At 62.3% G+C, this 16,773-nt stretch carries 12 protein-coding genes and 1 pseudogene; 9 read left to right on the top strand and 4 right to left on the bottom strand.

From position 1 onward, the window contains the following. Window positions 1-78: 78 nt before the first annotated feature. The 3 genes from ACW9IB_RS19245 to ACW9IB_RS19235 all read right to left on the bottom strand — a co-directional run bounded on the left by ACW9IB_RS19245 (window position 79) and on the right by ACW9IB_RS19235 (window position 4,848). A complete protein-coding gene (locus ACW9IB_RS19245; RefSeq protein ID WP_457367507.1) occupies window positions 79-780 on the bottom strand; it encodes an SPOR domain-containing protein in 702 nt (233 codons plus the stop codon). A gap of 1 nt (window position 781) precedes the next feature. Beyond that, window positions 782-2,518, bottom strand: coding sequence for an arginine--tRNA ligase (gene argS / locus ACW9IB_RS19240; protein ID WP_457414938.1), 1,737 nt, complete (start codon window positions 2,516-2,518; stop codon window positions 782-784). A gap of 110 nt (window positions 2,519-2,628) precedes the next feature. Further along, window positions 2,629-4,848: a primosomal protein N' gene (locus tag ACW9IB_RS19235; RefSeq protein WP_457414936.1), complete on the bottom strand. Its 2,220-nt coding sequence runs from the start codon at window positions 4,846-4,848 to the stop codon at window positions 2,629-2,631. A gap of 373 nt (window positions 4,849-5,221) precedes the next feature. On the opposite strand from ACW9IB_RS19235, the gene rpmE reads away from it, so the two are divergent. Both rpmE and ACW9IB_RS19225 read left to right on the top strand, forming a co-directional pair. Continuing rightward, window positions 5,222-5,440 carry a 50S ribosomal protein L31 gene (gene rpmE, locus ACW9IB_RS19230; RefSeq protein ID WP_457367504.1) on the top strand — a complete coding sequence of 73 codons (219 nt, stop codon included), beginning with the start codon at window positions 5,222-5,224 and terminating at the stop codon, window positions 5,438-5,440. A gap of 285 nt (window positions 5,441-5,725) precedes the next feature. After that, entirely contained in the window at window positions 5,726-6,994 is a 1,269-nt protein-coding gene (locus ACW9IB_RS19225) for a malic enzyme-like NAD(P)-binding protein (RefSeq protein WP_457367503.1), read from the top strand. Between the two features lie 198 nt (window positions 6,995-7,192). On the opposite strand, the gene ACW9IB_RS19220 is transcribed toward ACW9IB_RS19225, so the two are convergent. Further along, entirely contained in the window at window positions 7,193-9,658 is a 2,466-nt protein-coding gene (locus tag ACW9IB_RS19220; RefSeq protein WP_457414939.1) for a penicillin-binding protein 1A, read from the bottom strand. A 220-nt stretch (window positions 9,659-9,878) separates the two neighbouring features. On the opposite strand from ACW9IB_RS19220, the gene pilM reads away from it, so the two are divergent. From pilM to ACW9IB_RS19185, 7 genes and pseudogenes are all read left to right on the top strand, one after another. Beyond that, a complete protein-coding gene (gene pilM, locus ACW9IB_RS19215) occupies window positions 9,879-10,532 on the top strand; it encodes a type IV pilus assembly protein PilM (protein ID WP_457414934.1) in 654 nt (217 codons plus the stop codon). Next, a complete protein-coding gene (locus ACW9IB_RS19210) occupies window positions 10,532-11,083 on the top strand; it encodes a PilN domain-containing protein (RefSeq protein WP_457367501.1) in 552 nt (183 codons plus the stop codon). The genes pilM and ACW9IB_RS19210 overlap by 1 nt, the downstream gene beginning before the upstream one ends. Next, on the top strand, window positions 11,080-12,057 hold the full coding sequence (locus ACW9IB_RS19205) for a pilus assembly protein PilP (RefSeq protein ID WP_457414933.1): 978 nt from the start codon (window positions 11,080-11,082) through the stop codon (window positions 12,055-12,057). Before ACW9IB_RS19210 ends, ACW9IB_RS19205 begins: the two co-directional genes overlap by 4 nt. 142 nt (window positions 12,058-12,199) lie before the next feature. Then, window positions 12,200-13,453 (top strand): annotated as a pseudogene (locus ACW9IB_RS19200) (type IV pilus secretin PilQ); the annotation flags it as partial. A 4-nt stretch (window positions 13,454-13,457) separates the two neighbouring features. Next, window positions 13,458-13,976: a shikimate kinase AroK gene (gene aroK, locus ACW9IB_RS19195; protein WP_457367499.1), complete on the top strand. Its 519-nt coding sequence runs from the start codon at window positions 13,458-13,460 to the stop codon at window positions 13,974-13,976. Window positions 13,977-14,101: 125 nt separating this feature from the next. After that, complete coding sequence (gene aroB / locus ACW9IB_RS19190) at window positions 14,102-15,202, top strand: 3-dehydroquinate synthase (protein ID WP_457414931.1); 1,101 nt, start codon at window positions 14,102-14,104, stop codon at window positions 15,200-15,202. A 10-nt stretch (window positions 15,203-15,212) separates the two neighbouring features. After that, on the top strand, window positions 15,213-16,772 hold the full coding sequence (locus ACW9IB_RS19185; RefSeq protein ID WP_457414930.1) for an AAA family ATPase: 1,560 nt from the start codon (window positions 15,213-15,215) through the stop codon (window positions 16,770-16,772). Window position 16,773 lies beyond the last annotated feature (1 nt).

The raw sequence follows: 16,773 nt of genomic DNA, 5'->3' as shown, positions 1-16,773 counted from the left end.
AGTCACTGGAAATATTGACTGTTGCACCGCTATCGCAGGCAAGCCAGCTCCCACATTTTGACCTGTGTGGAGCTTGGCTCAGCGACTCTGGCGTTGTTGTAACAACAGGTTGCTAAACCCTGCGCCAGCCAATTGTTTCTGCGCCACGGTCAGCTGTTCACGATTGCTGAACGGCCCGACCAGCACGCGGTACCAGGTCGCATCCTTCACCGTGCCGGACTCCACCGATACCGACTGGCCCAGCAGAATGATCTGCGCCCGCACGCGGTCGGCATCCGCTTGTTTGGGGAACGAACCCGCTTGCAGGAAGAACTTGGTCACCGGCGCTGCCTTGGTTTCCGCCACCGGGGGCGCCGGCGGCGGAGTGATCCCCGCCAGCGCAGCCTGGGCGCGGGCGGTATCGATCTTGGCCGCTTCGGCAGGGGTGACCGGGGTGGTCGGCACCTGCGGCGTCGGCAGGGTTTTCTCCGGCACGGCGTCGGGCGGCACGATCACTTCCGATTCCGGCAGCAGGGTGTAGAAGTCGTACTTGGGCTTCACCGGTGCAGTCGGGCTGGGCGTGGTCTTGTTGGCTTCGGCTATTTTCGTGGCCTTCTGCTGTTCCTGCTTGACCCGCTTGACGTCATCGCCCTTGCCCGGGTCCAGCTTCATCAGGAAGACCACAAATGCGCCGACCGTGAGGCCGATGGCCATCCACAGCCAACCCGGGATCGGTTTCTTCGCCGGGGCCTGGTAGCGGCTGGCGCCGCGCTTGGGTGCAGGTTTTTTCTTGGCAGCCAACTTACATACGCTCCAGGGTTTCCAGGCCCAACAGTTCCAGGCCTTGCTTGAGGGTCCGTCCGGCCAGTGCGGCGAGGCGCAGGCGACTTTGCTTTTGCGCTTCGTCGTCGGCGCTGAGGATGGGGCAATTCTCGTAGAAGCTGGAGAACAGGCCGGCCACTTCATACAGGTAGGTGCACAGGATATGCGGCGTGCCTTTCTCGCCGACGCTGTTCAGCACTTCGCCGAATTGCGCCAGCTTGGCGGCCAGGTCCTGTTCGTGTGGCGCTTGCAGGACGATCTGGCCGTCGACTTCGCTGAAGTCCTTGCCCAGCTTGCGGAATACGCCGGATACACGGGTGTAGGCGTACAGCAGGTACGGCGCGGTGTTGCCTTCGAAGTTGAGCATCAGTTCGAAGTTGAAGCTGTAGTCGCTGGTGCGGTGCTTGGACAGGTCGGCGTATTTCACCGCGCCGATACCCACTACGCGGGCAATGTTGCGCAGGTCGGCTTCGGCCAGTTCCGGGTTCTTTTCCTTCACCAGGGTGTAGGCACGCTCCTGGGCTTCGGTCAGCAGGTCGATCAGCTTCACGGTGCCGCCGTCGCGGGTCTTGAACGGACGACCGTCGGCGCCGTTCATGGTGCCGAAGCCCATGTGCTCCATGTGCATCGGGTGAGTGATGAAGCCCGCACGGCGTGCCACTTCGAACACCTGCTGGAAGTGCAGGGCCTGGCGCTGGTCGACGAAATACAGCGCGCGGTCTGCCTTGAGCACGCCGCTGCGGTAGCGCACGGCGGCCAAGTCGGTGGTGGCGTACAGGTAGCCGCCATCGGCCTTGACGATGATCACCGGCAGCGGCTCGCCCTCGGCGGTCTTGAATTCGTCGAGGAACACGCACTGTGCACCATTGCTCTCCACCAGCAGGCCCTTGGCCTTGAGGTCGTTGACCACATTGATCAGGTCGTCGTTGTAGGCGCTTTCGCCCATCACGTCGGCCATGGTCAGTTTGACGTTGAGCAGTTCGTAGATTTCCTGGCAGTGGGACAGCGAAATCTCGCGGAAGCGGTTCCACAGTGCCAGGCATTCCTCGTCACCGGCTTGCAGCTTGACCACCAGGCCACGGGCGCGGTCGGCGAACGCCTCGGATTCGTCGAAGCGTTTTTTCGCGGCGCGGTAGAAGTTCTCCAGGTCCGACAGCTCGTTGCTGGTGATCGGGTTTTCCTGCAGGTAGGCCATCAGCATGCCGAACTGGGTGCCCCAGTCGCCCACGTGGTTCTGGCGGATCACGGTGTCGCCGAGGAACTCCAGCACCCGCGCCACGCCGTCGCCGATGATGGTGGAACGCAGGTGGCCCACGTGCATTTCTTTGGCCAGGTTAGGTGCGGACAGGTCAATCGCCACGCGTTGCAGCGGGCCCGCCTTGCGCACGCCGATCTTGGTGTCGGCCAGGGCGGCGTCCAGGCGCGAAGCCAGGGCCTGGGTGTTCTGGAAGAAGTTGATAAAGCCGGGGCCGGCGATTTCAGCCTTGGTGACGCTCTCGTCGGCAGGCAGCGCCGCGATGATTTTCTCCGCCAGGTCGCGTGGCTTCATGCCGGCCGGCTTGGACAGCATCATCGCGATGTTGCTGGCGAAGTCGCCGTGGGTCTTGTCGCGGGTGTTTTCCACCTGGATCGCCGGCGTCAGGCCTTCAGGCAACACACCTTCGTTGACGAGTTGGGTGAGGGCTTGTTGGATCAGCTGGCGAATGGTGTCTTTCATGGTGTTCTCTGTGTGCCGCAAGCGGCGGCGCGCGATGCGCGGGTGGAAAAACTGGGCATTATCCGTGGCGAGGGCGGGCTTGCCAACCTTCGCGGGACCTGTGGCCAGGGTTAGTACAAATCTACCGGGTCTACATCCAGCGACCATCGCACTTGCCGGCCACTGGGCATTTGCTCCAGCGCAAGCAACCAACTGCTCAATAACCGATGCAGTGGCGCGCGAGCGGTTGCCTGCAAGAGTAGCTGAGCGCGATAACGCCCGGCGCGGCGCTCCATGGGGGCGGGGACCGGACCGAGCAATTCGATGCCGGTCAAACCCAGTTCGCCCAGCAAACCCTCGGCGGCGCTGCACGCTTCATCGAGAAAACCCTCGGCTTGCCCAGGCTTGTGGGCCTCGGCCCGCAGCAGGGCCAGATGGGCAAAGGGCGGCAGGCCGGCGGCGCGGCGTTCGCTCAGCGCTTGCTCGGCGAAGGCGAAGTAGCCTTGTTCGGTCAGTTGGATCAACAGCGGGTGGTCGGCCAGGTGTGTCTGGATGATCACTCGGCCAGGCTCTTCGGCACGTCCGGCGCGGCCTGCCACCTGCACGATCAACTGCGCCATGCGCTCGCTGGCGCGGAAATCACCGGAGAACAGCCCGCCGTCGGCATCGAGGATCGACACCAGGGTCACCCGGGGAAAGTGGTGGCCCTTGGCGAGCATCTGCGTACCGACCAGGATGCACGGGTGGCCCTTCTGGATGGTGGCGAACAGCTGGTTCATTGCGTCCTTGCGCGAGGTGCTGTCGCGGTCGACCCGCAGCACCGGGTAGTCCGGGAACAAAATGCCCAGGCGCTCCTCGGCCCGTTCGGTGCCTGCGCCGACGGGGCGCAGGTCGACTTTGCCGCACTGCGGGCACTGGCGCGGCACCCGTTCCACATGGCCGCAGTGATGGCAGCGCAACTCGCCGTAGCGTTGGTGCACGGTCATGCGCGCGTCGCAGCGCTCGCACTCGGACATCCAGCCACAGTCATGGCACAACAGCGTCGGCGCAAAGCCCCGGCGGTTGAGGAACACCAGGACTTGCTGGCCGGCGGCGAGGGTCTGGCCGATGGCTTGCTGCATCGGCCCGGAAATGCCGCTGTCCAGCGGACGGCTTTTGACATCCAGGCGCAGGAAGCGCGGCTGTTTGGCGCCGCCGGCCCGCTCGTTGAGACGCAGCAGGCCGTAACGGCCGGTGTAAGCGTTGTGCAGGCTTTCCAGGGAAGGAGTGGCCGAGCCCAGCACAATCGGGATGTCTTCCTGGCGCGCCCGAACCAGTGCCAGGTCGCGGGCGTGGTAGCGCAAGCCTTCCTGCTGTTTATAGGAGCCGTCGTGTTCCTCGTCGATGATGATCAGCCCGGGGTGCTTCATCGGAGTGAACAGTGCCGAACGGGTGCCGATAATGATGTCGGCCTCGCCGTCCCGCGCGGCCAGCCAGGACTCCAGGCGCTCACGGTCATTGACCGCCGAGTGGACCAGCGCAATACGGGCGTTGAAGCGCTGCTCGAAACGCGCCAGGGTCTGCGGCCCGAGGTTGATCTCGGGAATCAGCACCAGGGCTTGCTTGCCGGCCTGCAGGGTTTCGCGGATCAACTGCAAATAGACTTCGGTCTTGCCGCTGCCGGTGACGCCGGCCAGCAGGAAGGCGTGAAAACTGTCGAAGCCTGCGCGAATCGCTTCATAGGCTGCGCGTTGCTCGCTGTTCAGCGGCAGTTCCGGTTGGGCCAGCCAGTGTTCATGGCGTGCGTCGGGGGCGTGCTTGCGGATTTCCACTTGCACCAGGCCTTTGGCGAGCAGCAGGTCGAGGCTGTCCTTGCTCAGCATCAGCTTGCTCAGCAACTGATGGGCCACGCCGTGGGGGTGTTGGCCCAGGGTCGCCAAGGCTTCACGCTGGCGCGGTGCGCGGGCGATACGCGGATCATCCAGGCGCGCGCCGGGAACCATCGACCAGAAGCGCTCCTGGCGCGCTTCGGCCAACTCGCCCTGGCGCAACAGTACCGGCAACGCCCAGCTCAGGGTGTCACCCAGGCTGTGCTGGTAATACTGGGCGGTCCACAGGCACAGCTTGAACAGTGCCGGAGGCAACGGCGCCGTGGTGTCGAGGATGGCAAGCGCCGGTTTGAGCTTGTCGGCGGGCACTTCGCTGTGGTCGGCGACTTCCACCAGGATGCCGATCATCTCGCGCCGACCGAACGGCACCCGCACGCGCATGCCGGGTTGCAAGCTGGCGCGCGACACGCCGGCGGGGGCCTGGTAATCGAACAGGCGGCGCAGGGGCGAGGGCAGGGCTAGGCGCAAAATGGCGTCGGGCACGCGGGGGTCTCATATGAAGGCAGGCGGTGGCGCAGGGGCGGGAGCCTAGCAGACCTGCGGTGGGGGTGTCCCGTCTCGGGTACCGGAATTGGGCCTTCAGAACACTGCCATCCATTGTGGGAGCGGGCTTGCTCGCGAATACGGTAGAACAGCCGCTATCTCCAGCGACTGATACAGCGCTTTCGCAAGTAAGCCCGCTCCCACAGGGAAGTAGGGTGTGCATAGGAATTTCTGATGAAAGGGGCTTATATGTGCGGAATCGACCGGCACCGCCGCTTGCGCGTTTAAAAAGCTCTGGTAGAATCCGCGGCCTAATTACGTGCGGTATTCGACAATAGTGTCGAGTGGCGGCACGCTAGCCTGAGGAAGTGCCATGAAAGCCGATATCCATCCTGTATACGAAGAAATCCAAGTTACCTGCAGCTGCGGCAACTCGTTCGTAACCCGTTCGAACCTGGCCAAGCCGCTGAGCACTGACGTGTGCAACGAGTGCCACCCGTTCTACACCGGCAAGCAGAAGACTCTGGACACCGGCGGCCGCGTTCAGAAGTTCGCCGATCGCTTCGGTGCTTTCGGTGCCAAAAAGGCCTGAGGCCGATCAACCTGGGAAACCCCTGCGGTTTTTCCAGGCTGATGAAAAAGGCGTCCCCAGGGGCGCCTTTTTTGTACCCGAGATTTGACCTCGGGGCACTGCAAGAAAAAATTGTAGACATTTTTACTTGTGATTGTGAACAGTTGAGCCCTTGTATCCCGTGGCTCTTGGCCGAAAGTCGTAGCGCAGGGCCCTTGACACCTGTGACTGCCCAGTCTTGTAGGGACTTTACGACACGCGTATCCTCGGCGGTCCGTCGACCAACAGTAAAAGCGGAATGCCGATATGTCTGATTTGAAAACTGCCGCTCTCGAATATCATGCCAATCCTCGTCCAGGAAAGCTGAGTGTAGAGCTCACCAAAGCCACTGCCACTGCCCGCGACCTGTCGCTGGCCTACAGCCCTGGTGTTGCCGAGCCCGTACGTGAAATCGCCCGCGACCCTGAACTGGCGTACAAGTACACCGGCAAGGGCAACCTGGTTGCAGTGATTTCCGATGGCACCGCGATTCTCGGCCTGGGCAACCTCGGCCCATTGGCCTCCAAGCCAGTCATGGAAGGTAAGGGCGTGCTGTTCAAACGCTTTGCCGGCATCGACGTTTTCGACATCGAAGTCGACTCCGAAAGCCCGCAGGCTTTCATCGACACGGTCAAGCGCATTTCCATCACCTTCGGTGGCATCAACCTGGAAGACATCAAGGCACCTGAGTGCTTCGAGATCGAAAAGGCCCTGATCGAACAATGCGACATCCCGGTTTTCCACGATGACCAGCACGGCACCGCGATCGTGACCGCTGCGGGCATGATCAATGCCCTGGAAATCGCCGGCAAAACCCTGGCTGACGCCAAAATCGTCTGCCTGGGTGCCGGTGCTGCCGCCATCTCCTGCATGAAACTGCTGGTGAGCATGGGCGCCAAGCTGGAAAACATCTTCATGGTCGACAGCAAGGGCGTGGTCCAGTCCGAGCGTACCGACCTGAACCAGTACAAGGCGATGTTTGCCCACGCGACCGAGAAGCGCACCCTGGCAGACGCCCTCGACGGTGCAGACGTGTTCGTCGGCCTGTCCGGCCCGAACCTGCTGAGCGCCGAAGGCCTCAAGTCCATGGCGGCCGACCCGATCGTGTTCGCCTGCTCCAACCCGGATCCAGAGATTTCGCCGGAACTGGCTCACGCCACCCGTAGCGACGTGATCATGGCCACCGGTCGTTCGGACTACCCGAACCAGGTCAACAACGTACTGGGCTTCCCGTTCATCTTCCGTGGTGCCCTGGACGTTCGCGCCAAACGTATCAACGAAGAGATGAAAGTCGCTGCCGCCAACGCCCTGCGTGAACTGGCCAAGCTGCCGGTGCCTCAGGAAGTGAGCGACGCCTACGGTGGCATCAAGCTGGAATTCGGTCGTGAGTACATCATCCCGAAACCGATGGACAAGCGCCTGATCACCCTGATCTCCGATGCTGTGGCCAAGGCTGCCATCGAGACTGGCGTGGCGACCCTGCCGTATCCGAAGCACTACCCGCTGAAAAGCGTGGATGATGTGTTCAACGGCTAAGCCGTTGTAGCGCACCAACAAAAAGCCCCGGCTCTTGCGAGTCGGGGCTTTTTGTTGCCTGGCGATAAGCCCAAGGCCTGCGCACGATCACAATGTGGGAGCGGGCTTGCCCGCGAAAGCGCAATGTCAGTCAATAAAATCTGGCGACTGACCCACCGCATTCGCGGGCAAGCCCGCTCTCACACGGGATATCACTGGTTAGAAGAGATCAATCGGCGCCGCCTCATCTGCCGGCAATGGGCTGCCCGGTGCAACGCCGTTGCCCAACTCGTTGACCGACGGCGGCGTGTCCTCGCTCTTGAACAGTTCGAAAAAGGCGTTTGGCGTGCTGGGCGACGCCACCCGGCCACTTACCGGATCGATTCGCAAGCTGAGGATGCCTTCCGGCTCCGGCTGGGTATGCAGCGGCTTGTCCTTCAGGGCTGCGCCCATGTAGCTCATCCAGATCGGCAGGGCCACGGTACCGCCGAACTCGCGGCGGCCCAGGCTTTCCGGTTGGTCGTAGCCGGTCCACACGGTGGTCACGTAGTCGGCGTTGTAGCCGGAGAACCACGCGTCCTTGGATTCGTTGGTGGTACCGGTCTTGCCCGCGATGTCTGCGCGGCCCAGGGCCAGGGCGCGACGGCCGGTGCCTTTCTTGATCACGTCCTCGAGAATGCTGTTGAGGATAAACGTGGTGCGCCCATCCACCACACGCTCGGCCACGGCGGGTGTCTGTGGCTCGTTCGGTGTTGTGGCGGCGGTGGCCGCTGCTGCAACGCCCGGCGTCGGCTCAATGGTGATGCCGCCATGGCTCGGAGCGGCCAGGCCATCGGTGGCGGCCACGCCGTTGACCACGTCGCCCGGCACTCGTGGCGGGTTGGCGGTGAACAGGGTTTCGCCGTTGCGACTCTCGATCTTGTCGATCAGGTATGGGCTGATCTTGTAGCCGCCGTTGGCGAAGGTGCTCCAGCCGGTGGCGATTTCCATTGGTGTGAGGGTCGCCGTACCCAGTGCCAGGGACAGGTTCGGCGGCAGGTCGGACTTGTTGAAGCCGAAGCGTGTGATGTAGTCGATGGTCTTGCCGACGCCCATCGCTTGCAGCAGGCGGATCGACACCAGGTTGCGCGACTTGTACAGGGCTTCGCGGACGCGGATCGGGCCGAGGAAGGTATTGGTGTCGTTCTTCGGGCGCCAGACCTTGTCCAGGTACTCGTCGACGAACACGATCGGGGCGTCGTTGACCAGGCTGGCGGCGGTGTAGCCGTTATCCAGCGCGGCACTGTAGATGAACGGTTTGAAGCTCGAACCCGGCTGGCGCTTGGCCTGGGTGGCGCGGTTGTAGTTGCTCTGCTCGAAAGCAAAACCGCCCACCAGGGCACGGATGGCACCGTTTTGCGGGTCGAGGGACACCAGAGCACCCTGGGCCACTGGCACCTGGCTGAATTTCAGGCTGTCGTCCTTCTGGCGTTTCACGCGGATCAAGTCGCCCACCTGCGCCACATCCGACGGCTGCCTGGGCAGGGCGCCCATGCTGTTGGTGTTCAGGAACGGGCGCGCCCATTTCATGCTGTCCCACGACACATGCGCTTCGCCGGTGCGGGTCAGCACTTGCAGACCGTCCTTCTTCACTTGGGTGACGATGGCTGGCTCCAGGCCACTGATCGGGCGCTGTTTGCCCAGTTCGGTGGCCCAGGCGCTCAGGGTCTTGCCAGGCAGGCGCGACTCGGGGCCGCGGTAGCCGTGGCGCTGGTCGTAGGTGATCAGGCCTTCGTGCACCGAGTTGTTGGCGATTTCCTGCAGGTCGCTTGGAACGGTCGTGGTGACGCGGAAACCTTCGGTATAGGCATCGCTGCCATAACGGCCAACCATTTCGGCGCGGGCCATCTCGGCAATGTAGGGGGCGTTCACTTCCGGCGTCGGCACGTGGTAGCTGGCGTTCAGCGGTTCGGCCACGGCGCTTTCATAAGCTGCCTGGTCGATCTTGCCCAGCTTGTACATGCGGCCCAGGATCCAGTCGCGGCGCTCCTTGCTGCGCGCCGGGTTGGCCAGGGGGTTGAAGCGCGACGGCGCCTTGGGCAGGCCGGCAATCATGGCCATCTGCGCCAGGCTGGCTTCGCGAATCGACTTGCCGTAATAGACCTGGGACGCGGCTTCGATGCCATAGGCGCGGTTACCCAGATAGATCTTGTTGACGTACAGCTCGAGGATCTCGTCCTTGGTCAGCTGACGTTCGATTTGCAGCGCCAGCAGGATCTCGGTGGCCTTGCGTGAAAAACTGCGTTCGCTGGTAAGGAAGAAGTTCTTCGCCACCTGCATGGTAATGGTGCTGCCGCCGGACTGAATGTGTCCGCTTTTTACCAACTGAGTCGCCGCACGCACCAGGCTGCTGGGGTCGACACCGTAGTGGTTGGCGAAGTTATCGTCCTCTGCCGAGAGCAGGGCGCTGATGAAATTGGGCGGAATATCGGCAAAACGGATCGGTGTGCGGCGCATTTCGCCGAACTCCGCGATCAGCTTTTCATCGCTGCTGTAGACCCGCAAAGGAATCTGCAACTGGATACTTCTAAGCGCCTCTACGGAGGGCAAACCCGGACTAAGGTAGAGGTAGGCACCGCTGAGTACGAGCAGCAGCCCGCAGACGATGGCGACAATGGAGTACCCGAAAAACTTCAGCAGACGAATCAAGGCTTTTGGATTTCCAGAGAAAAGAATGGGTTAGGCGCCGGGGCATGCATGGCAAACGATGGATCGACCCGAGCTGCAGATAAAAGCGGGAAAAAACGCTGGGCATTAAAGCATTTTTCGGCTTGGGGCGTCATTCGCACCACTCAAACAAGTCGACCGATTGCACGTTGCCCGGCGCCGATCAGGCGGTATGACAGGGAAAGTTTTGGGGAGTTTTATGATAAAGGGATTTTTCAGGCGAAAAGTCGATGCCGTCCTGGGTGTCGACATCAATGACACGAGCTTGCGGCTCGTCGAGCTGGAACGTTCGGGTCACGGTTACCGTGTTCAAGGCTACGTTTCCCAGGCATTGCCGGCCCATGCGGTGGTCGATGGCACGTTGTTGGACCTCGACGGAGTCGGGCGGGCGCTGCGCGAGGCGTGGGGAAAAATGAATACTGTCGCCCGGGGCGCTGCGGTTGCCGTGGCGGGACCGTCGGTCATCACGCGGGTGATCGAGCTGGAGGTGGGGCTCAGCGACGACGAGATGGTCTGGAAGATTCAGATGGAGGCGGACCAATACATTCCTTATCCCCTGGACGAGGTGGCCATCGACTTTCAGGTCAAGGGTGTTTCGCCTCGGGACCCGGCGCGAGTGGAGGTGCTGCTGGCGGCTTGCCTGAAGGAGCAGGTCGAAGCGCGCGAGGCCGTTTTGGCTCTGGCCGGGCTGGTGCCGCGGGTGGTGGATGTCGAAGCGTTTGCATTGGAGCGCGCTTGCCGTCAGGATTTCGCCAGCTTCACGCCGGGCCATCGAGTCGATGGTGCACAATGGGCCGTGGATGCCCAAGGGATGGGAATTGCTTGCGGGTTGGCCCTGAGGAGTTTCGCTTGATGACACGAATCAACCTTTTGCCTTGGCGCCAGGTACTGGCCGAACGTCGGCGCAAATATTTCCTCATCTTTTTGTTGGCGTTCGCCTGCGCGGCGCTCGCGGCAGTGTGGCTGGCGGACCAGGTGATCGATCAGGCGATCGACCGGCAAGCAGCGCGCAATAACCACCTGGTCAAGGAAGTCGCTGTCCAGGATGCGCGTATCAAGACCATTGATGATCTCCAGGAGCAAAGCCAGCAACTGGCGGAGCGCATGAGGGTCGTGCAAGACCTGCATGATGGCCGCTCGACCAATGCCCGATTGTTCGATCAATTGGCCCGTGCGGTGCCTGAAGGCGTTCATCTGCACGAAGTGGTCGCCAGGGGGGATACGGTCAGCATCAGCGGCAGTGCCGAATCCAGCCAGGATATCGCCCAGTTGATGCGCCGGCTGGAGGCGTCCGAAGGGACCCATGCCACCCGCTTGCAGCATGTGCGCGCTGAAGGTGAGCACGGTCAAAATGAATTTCAATTGATGGTGCGTCAGGGCGACTCGACCGAGGCGCAACCTTGAGCCTGTCGGGGCTCGACTTTTCCGCACTTTCTCACAACGCTGCAAAATGGCCCTTGCCTGGCAAGGTCCTGCTGGGCTGTGCCCTGGCGGGGCTGGTGCTGGTGGTGGGTGAGTGCCTGTCTCTGGGGCCGTCCCGGGAGCGTTTGCAGCAGGCCGAGGTGCGGGAAGGGGAGTTGCAGCAGCAACTCGCACACAAGACGACCTTGTCTGCCAGCCTTGAAGACCGTGTGCGTCGACTGCAGGTCATGCAGGAAAAGGTTGAAATGTTATGGCAGTCATTGCCCGGCAGGTCCGAAGTGCCTGCCCTGTTGGACGATATCGCCCGGTTGGCGGCAGTCAACGGTCTGCTGGTCGAGGCGGTCGCTCCCCTGGAGCAGCAGGCGCAGTCGCTGTATTCCGAGCAGTCCTTGCAAGTGACGGTCGCTGGGGGCTATCACGACCTGGCGACATTCGTCAGTGCCCTGGGCGGGCTGGGGCGCCTGGTCATCGTGCGCGACATTACCCTGCGCTCCGTGGGCCCGGGACTGCGGCTCGACCTGTTGGCCAGCAGTTACTGGCGTGAGCAGGCTGGAAGGCACGGTGTGTCCGAAGACATCATTGCGCCGGTGCCTGGCTTCGCCTACGACGCCGCTGCGCTGCGCGACCCGTTTCGGCCGCTGGCTGTGCAGGTCGCTCGGGCACCTGGCCGTACCGTTCCGGCGCCGGACCTCGCCCGTCCGCGAGGGGCGCTGGAAGGACTGGCTATCGACCGGTTCGAAATGGTCGGCACCTTGTCCCGCGGTGCGCAGACCTTCGCTCTGCTGCGTGCCGCCTCGGAGGTGCACCGACTGGCTGTCGGCGACTATCTCGGGCCGGACCATGGCCGCATCACGGCCATTCATGACGACCATGTCGAACTGGTCGAGCTTTTTCCTGATGAACAGGGCGCCTGGCTGGAGCGCTCGCGCAGTCTTGTGTTGAACGTCAACTCATAACGGAATCGAATCAATGAAAAGGATTTTCTCGTCCTTCGGTGCGGCGCTATGGATAGCGTTCACGGCACCGATGGCTGTCGCTGTGCCCAATCGCGTGGACCTGATCCAGCTGCCACCCCCTGGCAGCGCGGCTCAGGGTACCTATACCGGAGGCAAACTGAGCCTCAACTTCCAGAACATCGACCTGCGTGCGGTCTTGCAGCAGATTGCCGATGTGGCCGGCCTGAACCTGGTTGCCAGCGACGATGTGCAGGGCACGATCACCCTGCGACTCAAGGACGTGCCCTGGGACCAGGCGCTGGACCTGGTGCTGCAAGCCAAGGGGTTGGACAAGCGGGTCAAGGCGGGTGTTTTGCTGGTGGCGCCTGCCGATGAATTGGCGGCTCGCGAGCTCCTGACGCTGGAGGCGCGCAAGCAAATGGCCGAATTGGCGCCGTTGCGTCGGGAGTTGTTGCAGGTCAACTACGCGAAGGCGGCGGACCTGGCCAAGCTGTTCCAGTCGGTGACGGGGCTGGAAGACGGCGCCGATGAACGTGGCTCGGTGGCGGTGGATGATCGCACCAATAACATCATTGCTTACCAGACCGGCGAGCGGCTGGAGGAGTTACGGCGAATCGTGGCGCAACTGGATGTGCCGGTGCGTCAGGTGATGATCGAGGCGCGGATCGTCGAGGCCAACGTCGACTATGACAAAAGCCTGGGAGTGCGCTGGGGCGGGCGGCTCAATCGCGGGAATTGGTCGGCGGGTGGCATCGACAAACCTTTGCCCGAAGGCGCGACGCCGCCGGAAAGCCCGCCCAGTTCGCCGTTCGTCGATATGGGGGCTTTTACCGGCACGTCGGGGCTGGGTCTTGCCTTCATCACCGACAACCTGTTGCTGGATCTGGAACTGACCGCCATGGAAAAGACCGGTAACGGGGAAATTGTTTCCCAACCCAAGGTGGTTACGTCCGACAAGGAAACCGCGCGCATCCTCAAGGGCACCGAAATTCCCTATCAGGAATCCAGCTCCAGTGGCGCCACGTCGGTGTCGTTCAAGGAGGCCTCGCTCTCGCTGGAAGTGACCCCGCAGATCACCCCGGATGACCGCGTGATCATGGAGGTCAAGGTCACCAAGGATGAGCCTGACTACTTGAACAAGCTCAACGACGTGCCGCCGATCAAGAAAAACGAGGTCAACGCCAAGGTTCTGGTCAAGGATGGCGAGACCATCGTCATTGGCGGTGTTTTCTCCAATACCCAAAGCAAAGTGGTAGATAAAGTGCCATTTTTGGGCGATGTGCCGTATCTTGGCCGCCTTTTCCGGCGCGATGTGCTGGCGGAGAAAAAATCCGAGCTGCTGGTATTCCTGACTCCGCGTATCATGAATAACCAGGCGATTGCTGTGAGTCGTTGATTCTGTGCGAAATTTGATTCTTGTAGGTCCGATGGGCGCTGGAAAAAGCACCATCGGCCGTTTGCTGGCCAAAGAGCTGCGCCTGCCGTTCAAAGATTCCGACAAGGAAATTGAATTGCGCACGGGCGCCAATATCCCATGGATCTTCGATAAGGAAGGCGAACTGGGCTTTCGTGACCGCGAGCAGGCGATGATCGCCGAGCTGTGCGGCTGCGACGGCGTGGTATTGGCGACCGGCGGTGGCGCGGTAATGCGCGATGAAAACCGTCGCGCATTGCATGCCGGTGGTCGGGTGGTCTATCTGCATGCGTCGGTCGAGCAGCAGGTGGGCCGCACTGCCCGCGATCGCAATCGTCCGTTGCTGCGCACGGCCAACCCGGAGAAAACCCTGCGAGACCTGCTGACGCTGCGCGATCCGCTGTATCGGGAAATCGCCGACCTGGTGGTGGAAACCGATGAGCGGCCGCCGCGGATGGTGGTGCTCGATATTCTCGAGCGCTTGCAGCAACTGCCACCCCGTTAAAGCCTGGCCCGAAATGCGCTATTCTCGGCGGCGCGCTATCACCCGCCGGAGTGTGGCGTAGAGCCATTAGGTGGCGTCAGATTTCAATGTTACCGGTCGTCAATACATCTTCAACGCGGGGACACATGCAGACACTTAAGGTCGATCTAGGCGAGCGCAGCTACCCGATCCATATTGGCGAGGGGCTGTTGGACCAGCCCGAGTTGCTCGCGCCTCATATTGCCGGGCGGCAGGTGGCGATCATCTCCAATGAAACGGTCGCGCCGCTGTATCTTGAGCGTCTGAGCCGCAGCCTGTCGGCGTATTCGGTGATTTCCGTGATCCTGCCCGACGGTGAAGCCCACAAGAACTGGGAAACCCTGCAACTGATCTTCGATGGCCTGCTCACCGCTCGCCACGACCGCCGCACCACTGTGGTCGCCCTGGGCGGCGGTGTGATCGGCGATATGGCCGGCTTCGCGGCCGCCTGCTATCAGCGTGGCGTGGACTTTATCCAGGTGCCGACCACCCTGCTGTCCCAGGTCGATTCGTCGGTGGGAGGCAAGACCGGTATCAACCATCCGCTGGGCAAGAACATGGTGGGTGCTTTCTACCAGCCCAATGCCGTGCTGATCGACACTGCCACCCTCAACACCCTGCCGCCGCGCGAGCTGTCGGCCGGCCTGGCGGAAGTCATCAAGTACGGCCTGATCTGCGACGAGCCGTTCCTTACCTGGCTGGAAGAGCATGTGGATGCGCTGCGCAACCTCGACCAGGCGGCCCTCACCGAAGCCATTTCCCGTTCCTGTGCCGCCAAGGCGCTGGTGGTAAATGCCGACGAGCGGGAGTCCGGCGTGCGGGCCACCTTGAACCTGGGCCACACCTTCGGCCATGCGATCGAAACGCACATGGGCTATGGTGTCTGGTTGCACGGGGAGGCCGTAGCGGCTGGCACGGTGATGGCACTGGAGATGTCGCAGCGTCTGGGCTGGATCACCGCAAAGGAGCGGGACCGCGGCATCCGTCTGTTCCAGCGAGCCGGCTTGCCGGTTATCCCGCCGGAGGAGATGACCGAGGCCGACTTCCTCGAACATATGGCGATAGACAAGAAAGTGATCGACGGTCGACTGCGACTGGTGCTGCTGCGCCGCATGGGCGAAGCGGTGGTGACCGACGATTATCCGAAAGAGATTTTACAGGCCACGCTGGGAGCGGATTACCGCGCCCTGGCCCAGCTTAAAGGTTAATAAGATCCCGATGACTAGTTTGCATGCCGACGAGGCGTTCCTCGGCCATTACCACCTGAGCCATGACCCTTTTGCTCCACGGGTGCCCGGCTTCAAATTTTTCCCGGCCCAGCGCAAGCCGGTGCTCGGCCAGTTGCATCACCTGGCGCGCTATAGCCAATTGCTGCTGGTCGTGACCGGCCCGTTGGGCAGTGGCAAGACCCTGCTGCGCCAGGCGCTGGTGGCCAGCACCAACAAGCAGTCGGTGCAGAGCGTGGTGGTGTCGGCCCGTGGTGCCGGTGATGCGGCGGGTGTGTTGCGCCAAGTGGCCCAGGCCCTGGACGTGGCAAACGCCGAGCCGAACGCGATCCTCAAGCAGGTGGTGCAGCTGGGCCTGACCGGCCAGGAAGTCTATCTGCTGGTGGACGACGCCGAGCAGCTCGACGAGTCCGCCCTGGAGGCGTTGCTGGCGCTGGCGGCGGGCACACCGGAAGGCCGCCCCCATGTGTTCCTGTTCGGTGAGTCTTCGCTGATCGCCGAGCTGGAGCAGATCAGTGGCGACCAGGAACTGTTCCACGTCATCGAATTGCAGCCGTACGAAGAGGAAGAAACCCGCGAATACCTGGCTCAACGCCTCGAAGGCGCAGGGGCGGGTATCGAACTTTTCTCCGCTCAGCAGATCTCTGATATTCACGAAAGCTCCGACGGCTGGCCTGGCACCATCAACCAGGTCGCCCGCGATGCCATGATCGAAGCCATGATTGCCAGCCGTTCCGCGGTGAAGCGTCCAAAGATGGGGTTCACTATGCCTAAGAAGCACGTACTGGCTATCTCCGCCGTTGTCGTGGTCGCCGTTGCCGCCGCCTGGTTGATTCCGGGGCGCAGCAAGGCACCGACGACTGCCGGCACGCCAACCGAACAGGCGCAATTGCCACTGGGCAAACCCACGCCAAATGTCGAATTCGCCAACTCCGGCCAGCCGACCAACCTGCCGATGGTCGGCCAGCCCGTGATGCGCGGCCCGCTGGCTGAAGAGGCCGGTGGTATCTCCGAAGGGGACGACGGTGTGCCGGTGGAAGGTTCCAGCGCGACCCCGCCGACGGTCACCACCACTGCGCCACCTGCAGGCGTGCCAGCCGGCCAGCCAGCCGCCAAGCCCACACCGGCACCTACGGTCGCAACTGCCAAGCCTGCGCCAGTGACCAAGCTGGCTGCGCCTGCACCTGCCGCCAAGCCAGCGCCAGCACCCGCAGCCAAACCGGCCGAGAAGCCCGCTGCCACCGTCGCCAAGGCTGGCGCCGCAGGCAGTGGCTGGTACGGCAGCCAGCCGGCCAGCAACTTTGTTGTGCAGATCCTTGGCACCAGCTCCGAAGCCAACGCCCAGGCGTTCGTGAAAGAGCAGGGCGGCGAGTACCGTTATTTCAAGAAAGTGCTCAACGGCAAGCCTCTCTACGTGATCACTTATGGCAACTTTGCAAGCCGTGCCGCGGCTGATTCTGCCATCAAAGCCTTGCCAGCGAAGGTTCAGGCTGGTAAACCTTGGCCTCGCACTGTTGCCAGCGTTCAACAAGAACTCGCAACAACTCGCTGAA

The sequence above is a fragment of the Pseudomonas sp. SDO524_S393 genome (assembly GCF_054071875.1).
This window is presented reverse-complemented; position numbering and strand designations above follow the sequence as displayed.

Excerpts from the sequence above, each read along its gene's own strand:
- rpmE (WP_457367504.1), top strand. The coding sequence starts at position 5,222 with ATGAAAGCCGATATCCATCCTGTATACGAAGAAATCCAAGTTACCTGC.
- pilM (WP_457414934.1), top strand. The coding sequence starts at position 9,879 with ATGATAAAGGGATTTTTCAGGCGAAAAGTCGATGCCGTCCTGGGTGTC.
- ACW9IB_RS19185 (WP_457414930.1), top strand. The coding sequence starts at position 15,213 with ATGACTAGTTTGCATGCCGACGAGGCGTTCCTCGGCCATTACCACCTG.
- argS (WP_457414938.1), bottom strand. The coding sequence starts at position 2,518 with ATGAAAGACACCATTCGCCAGCTGATCCAACAAGCCCTCACCCAACTC.
- ACW9IB_RS19210 (WP_457367501.1), top strand. The coding sequence starts at position 10,532 with ATGACACGAATCAACCTTTTGCCTTGGCGCCAGGTACTGGCCGAACGT.
- ACW9IB_RS19225 (WP_457367503.1), top strand. The coding sequence starts at position 5,726 with ATGTCTGATTTGAAAACTGCCGCTCTCGAATATCATGCCAATCCTCGT.
- aroB (WP_457414931.1), top strand. The coding sequence starts at position 14,102 with ATGCAGACACTTAAGGTCGATCTAGGCGAGCGCAGCTACCCGATCCAT.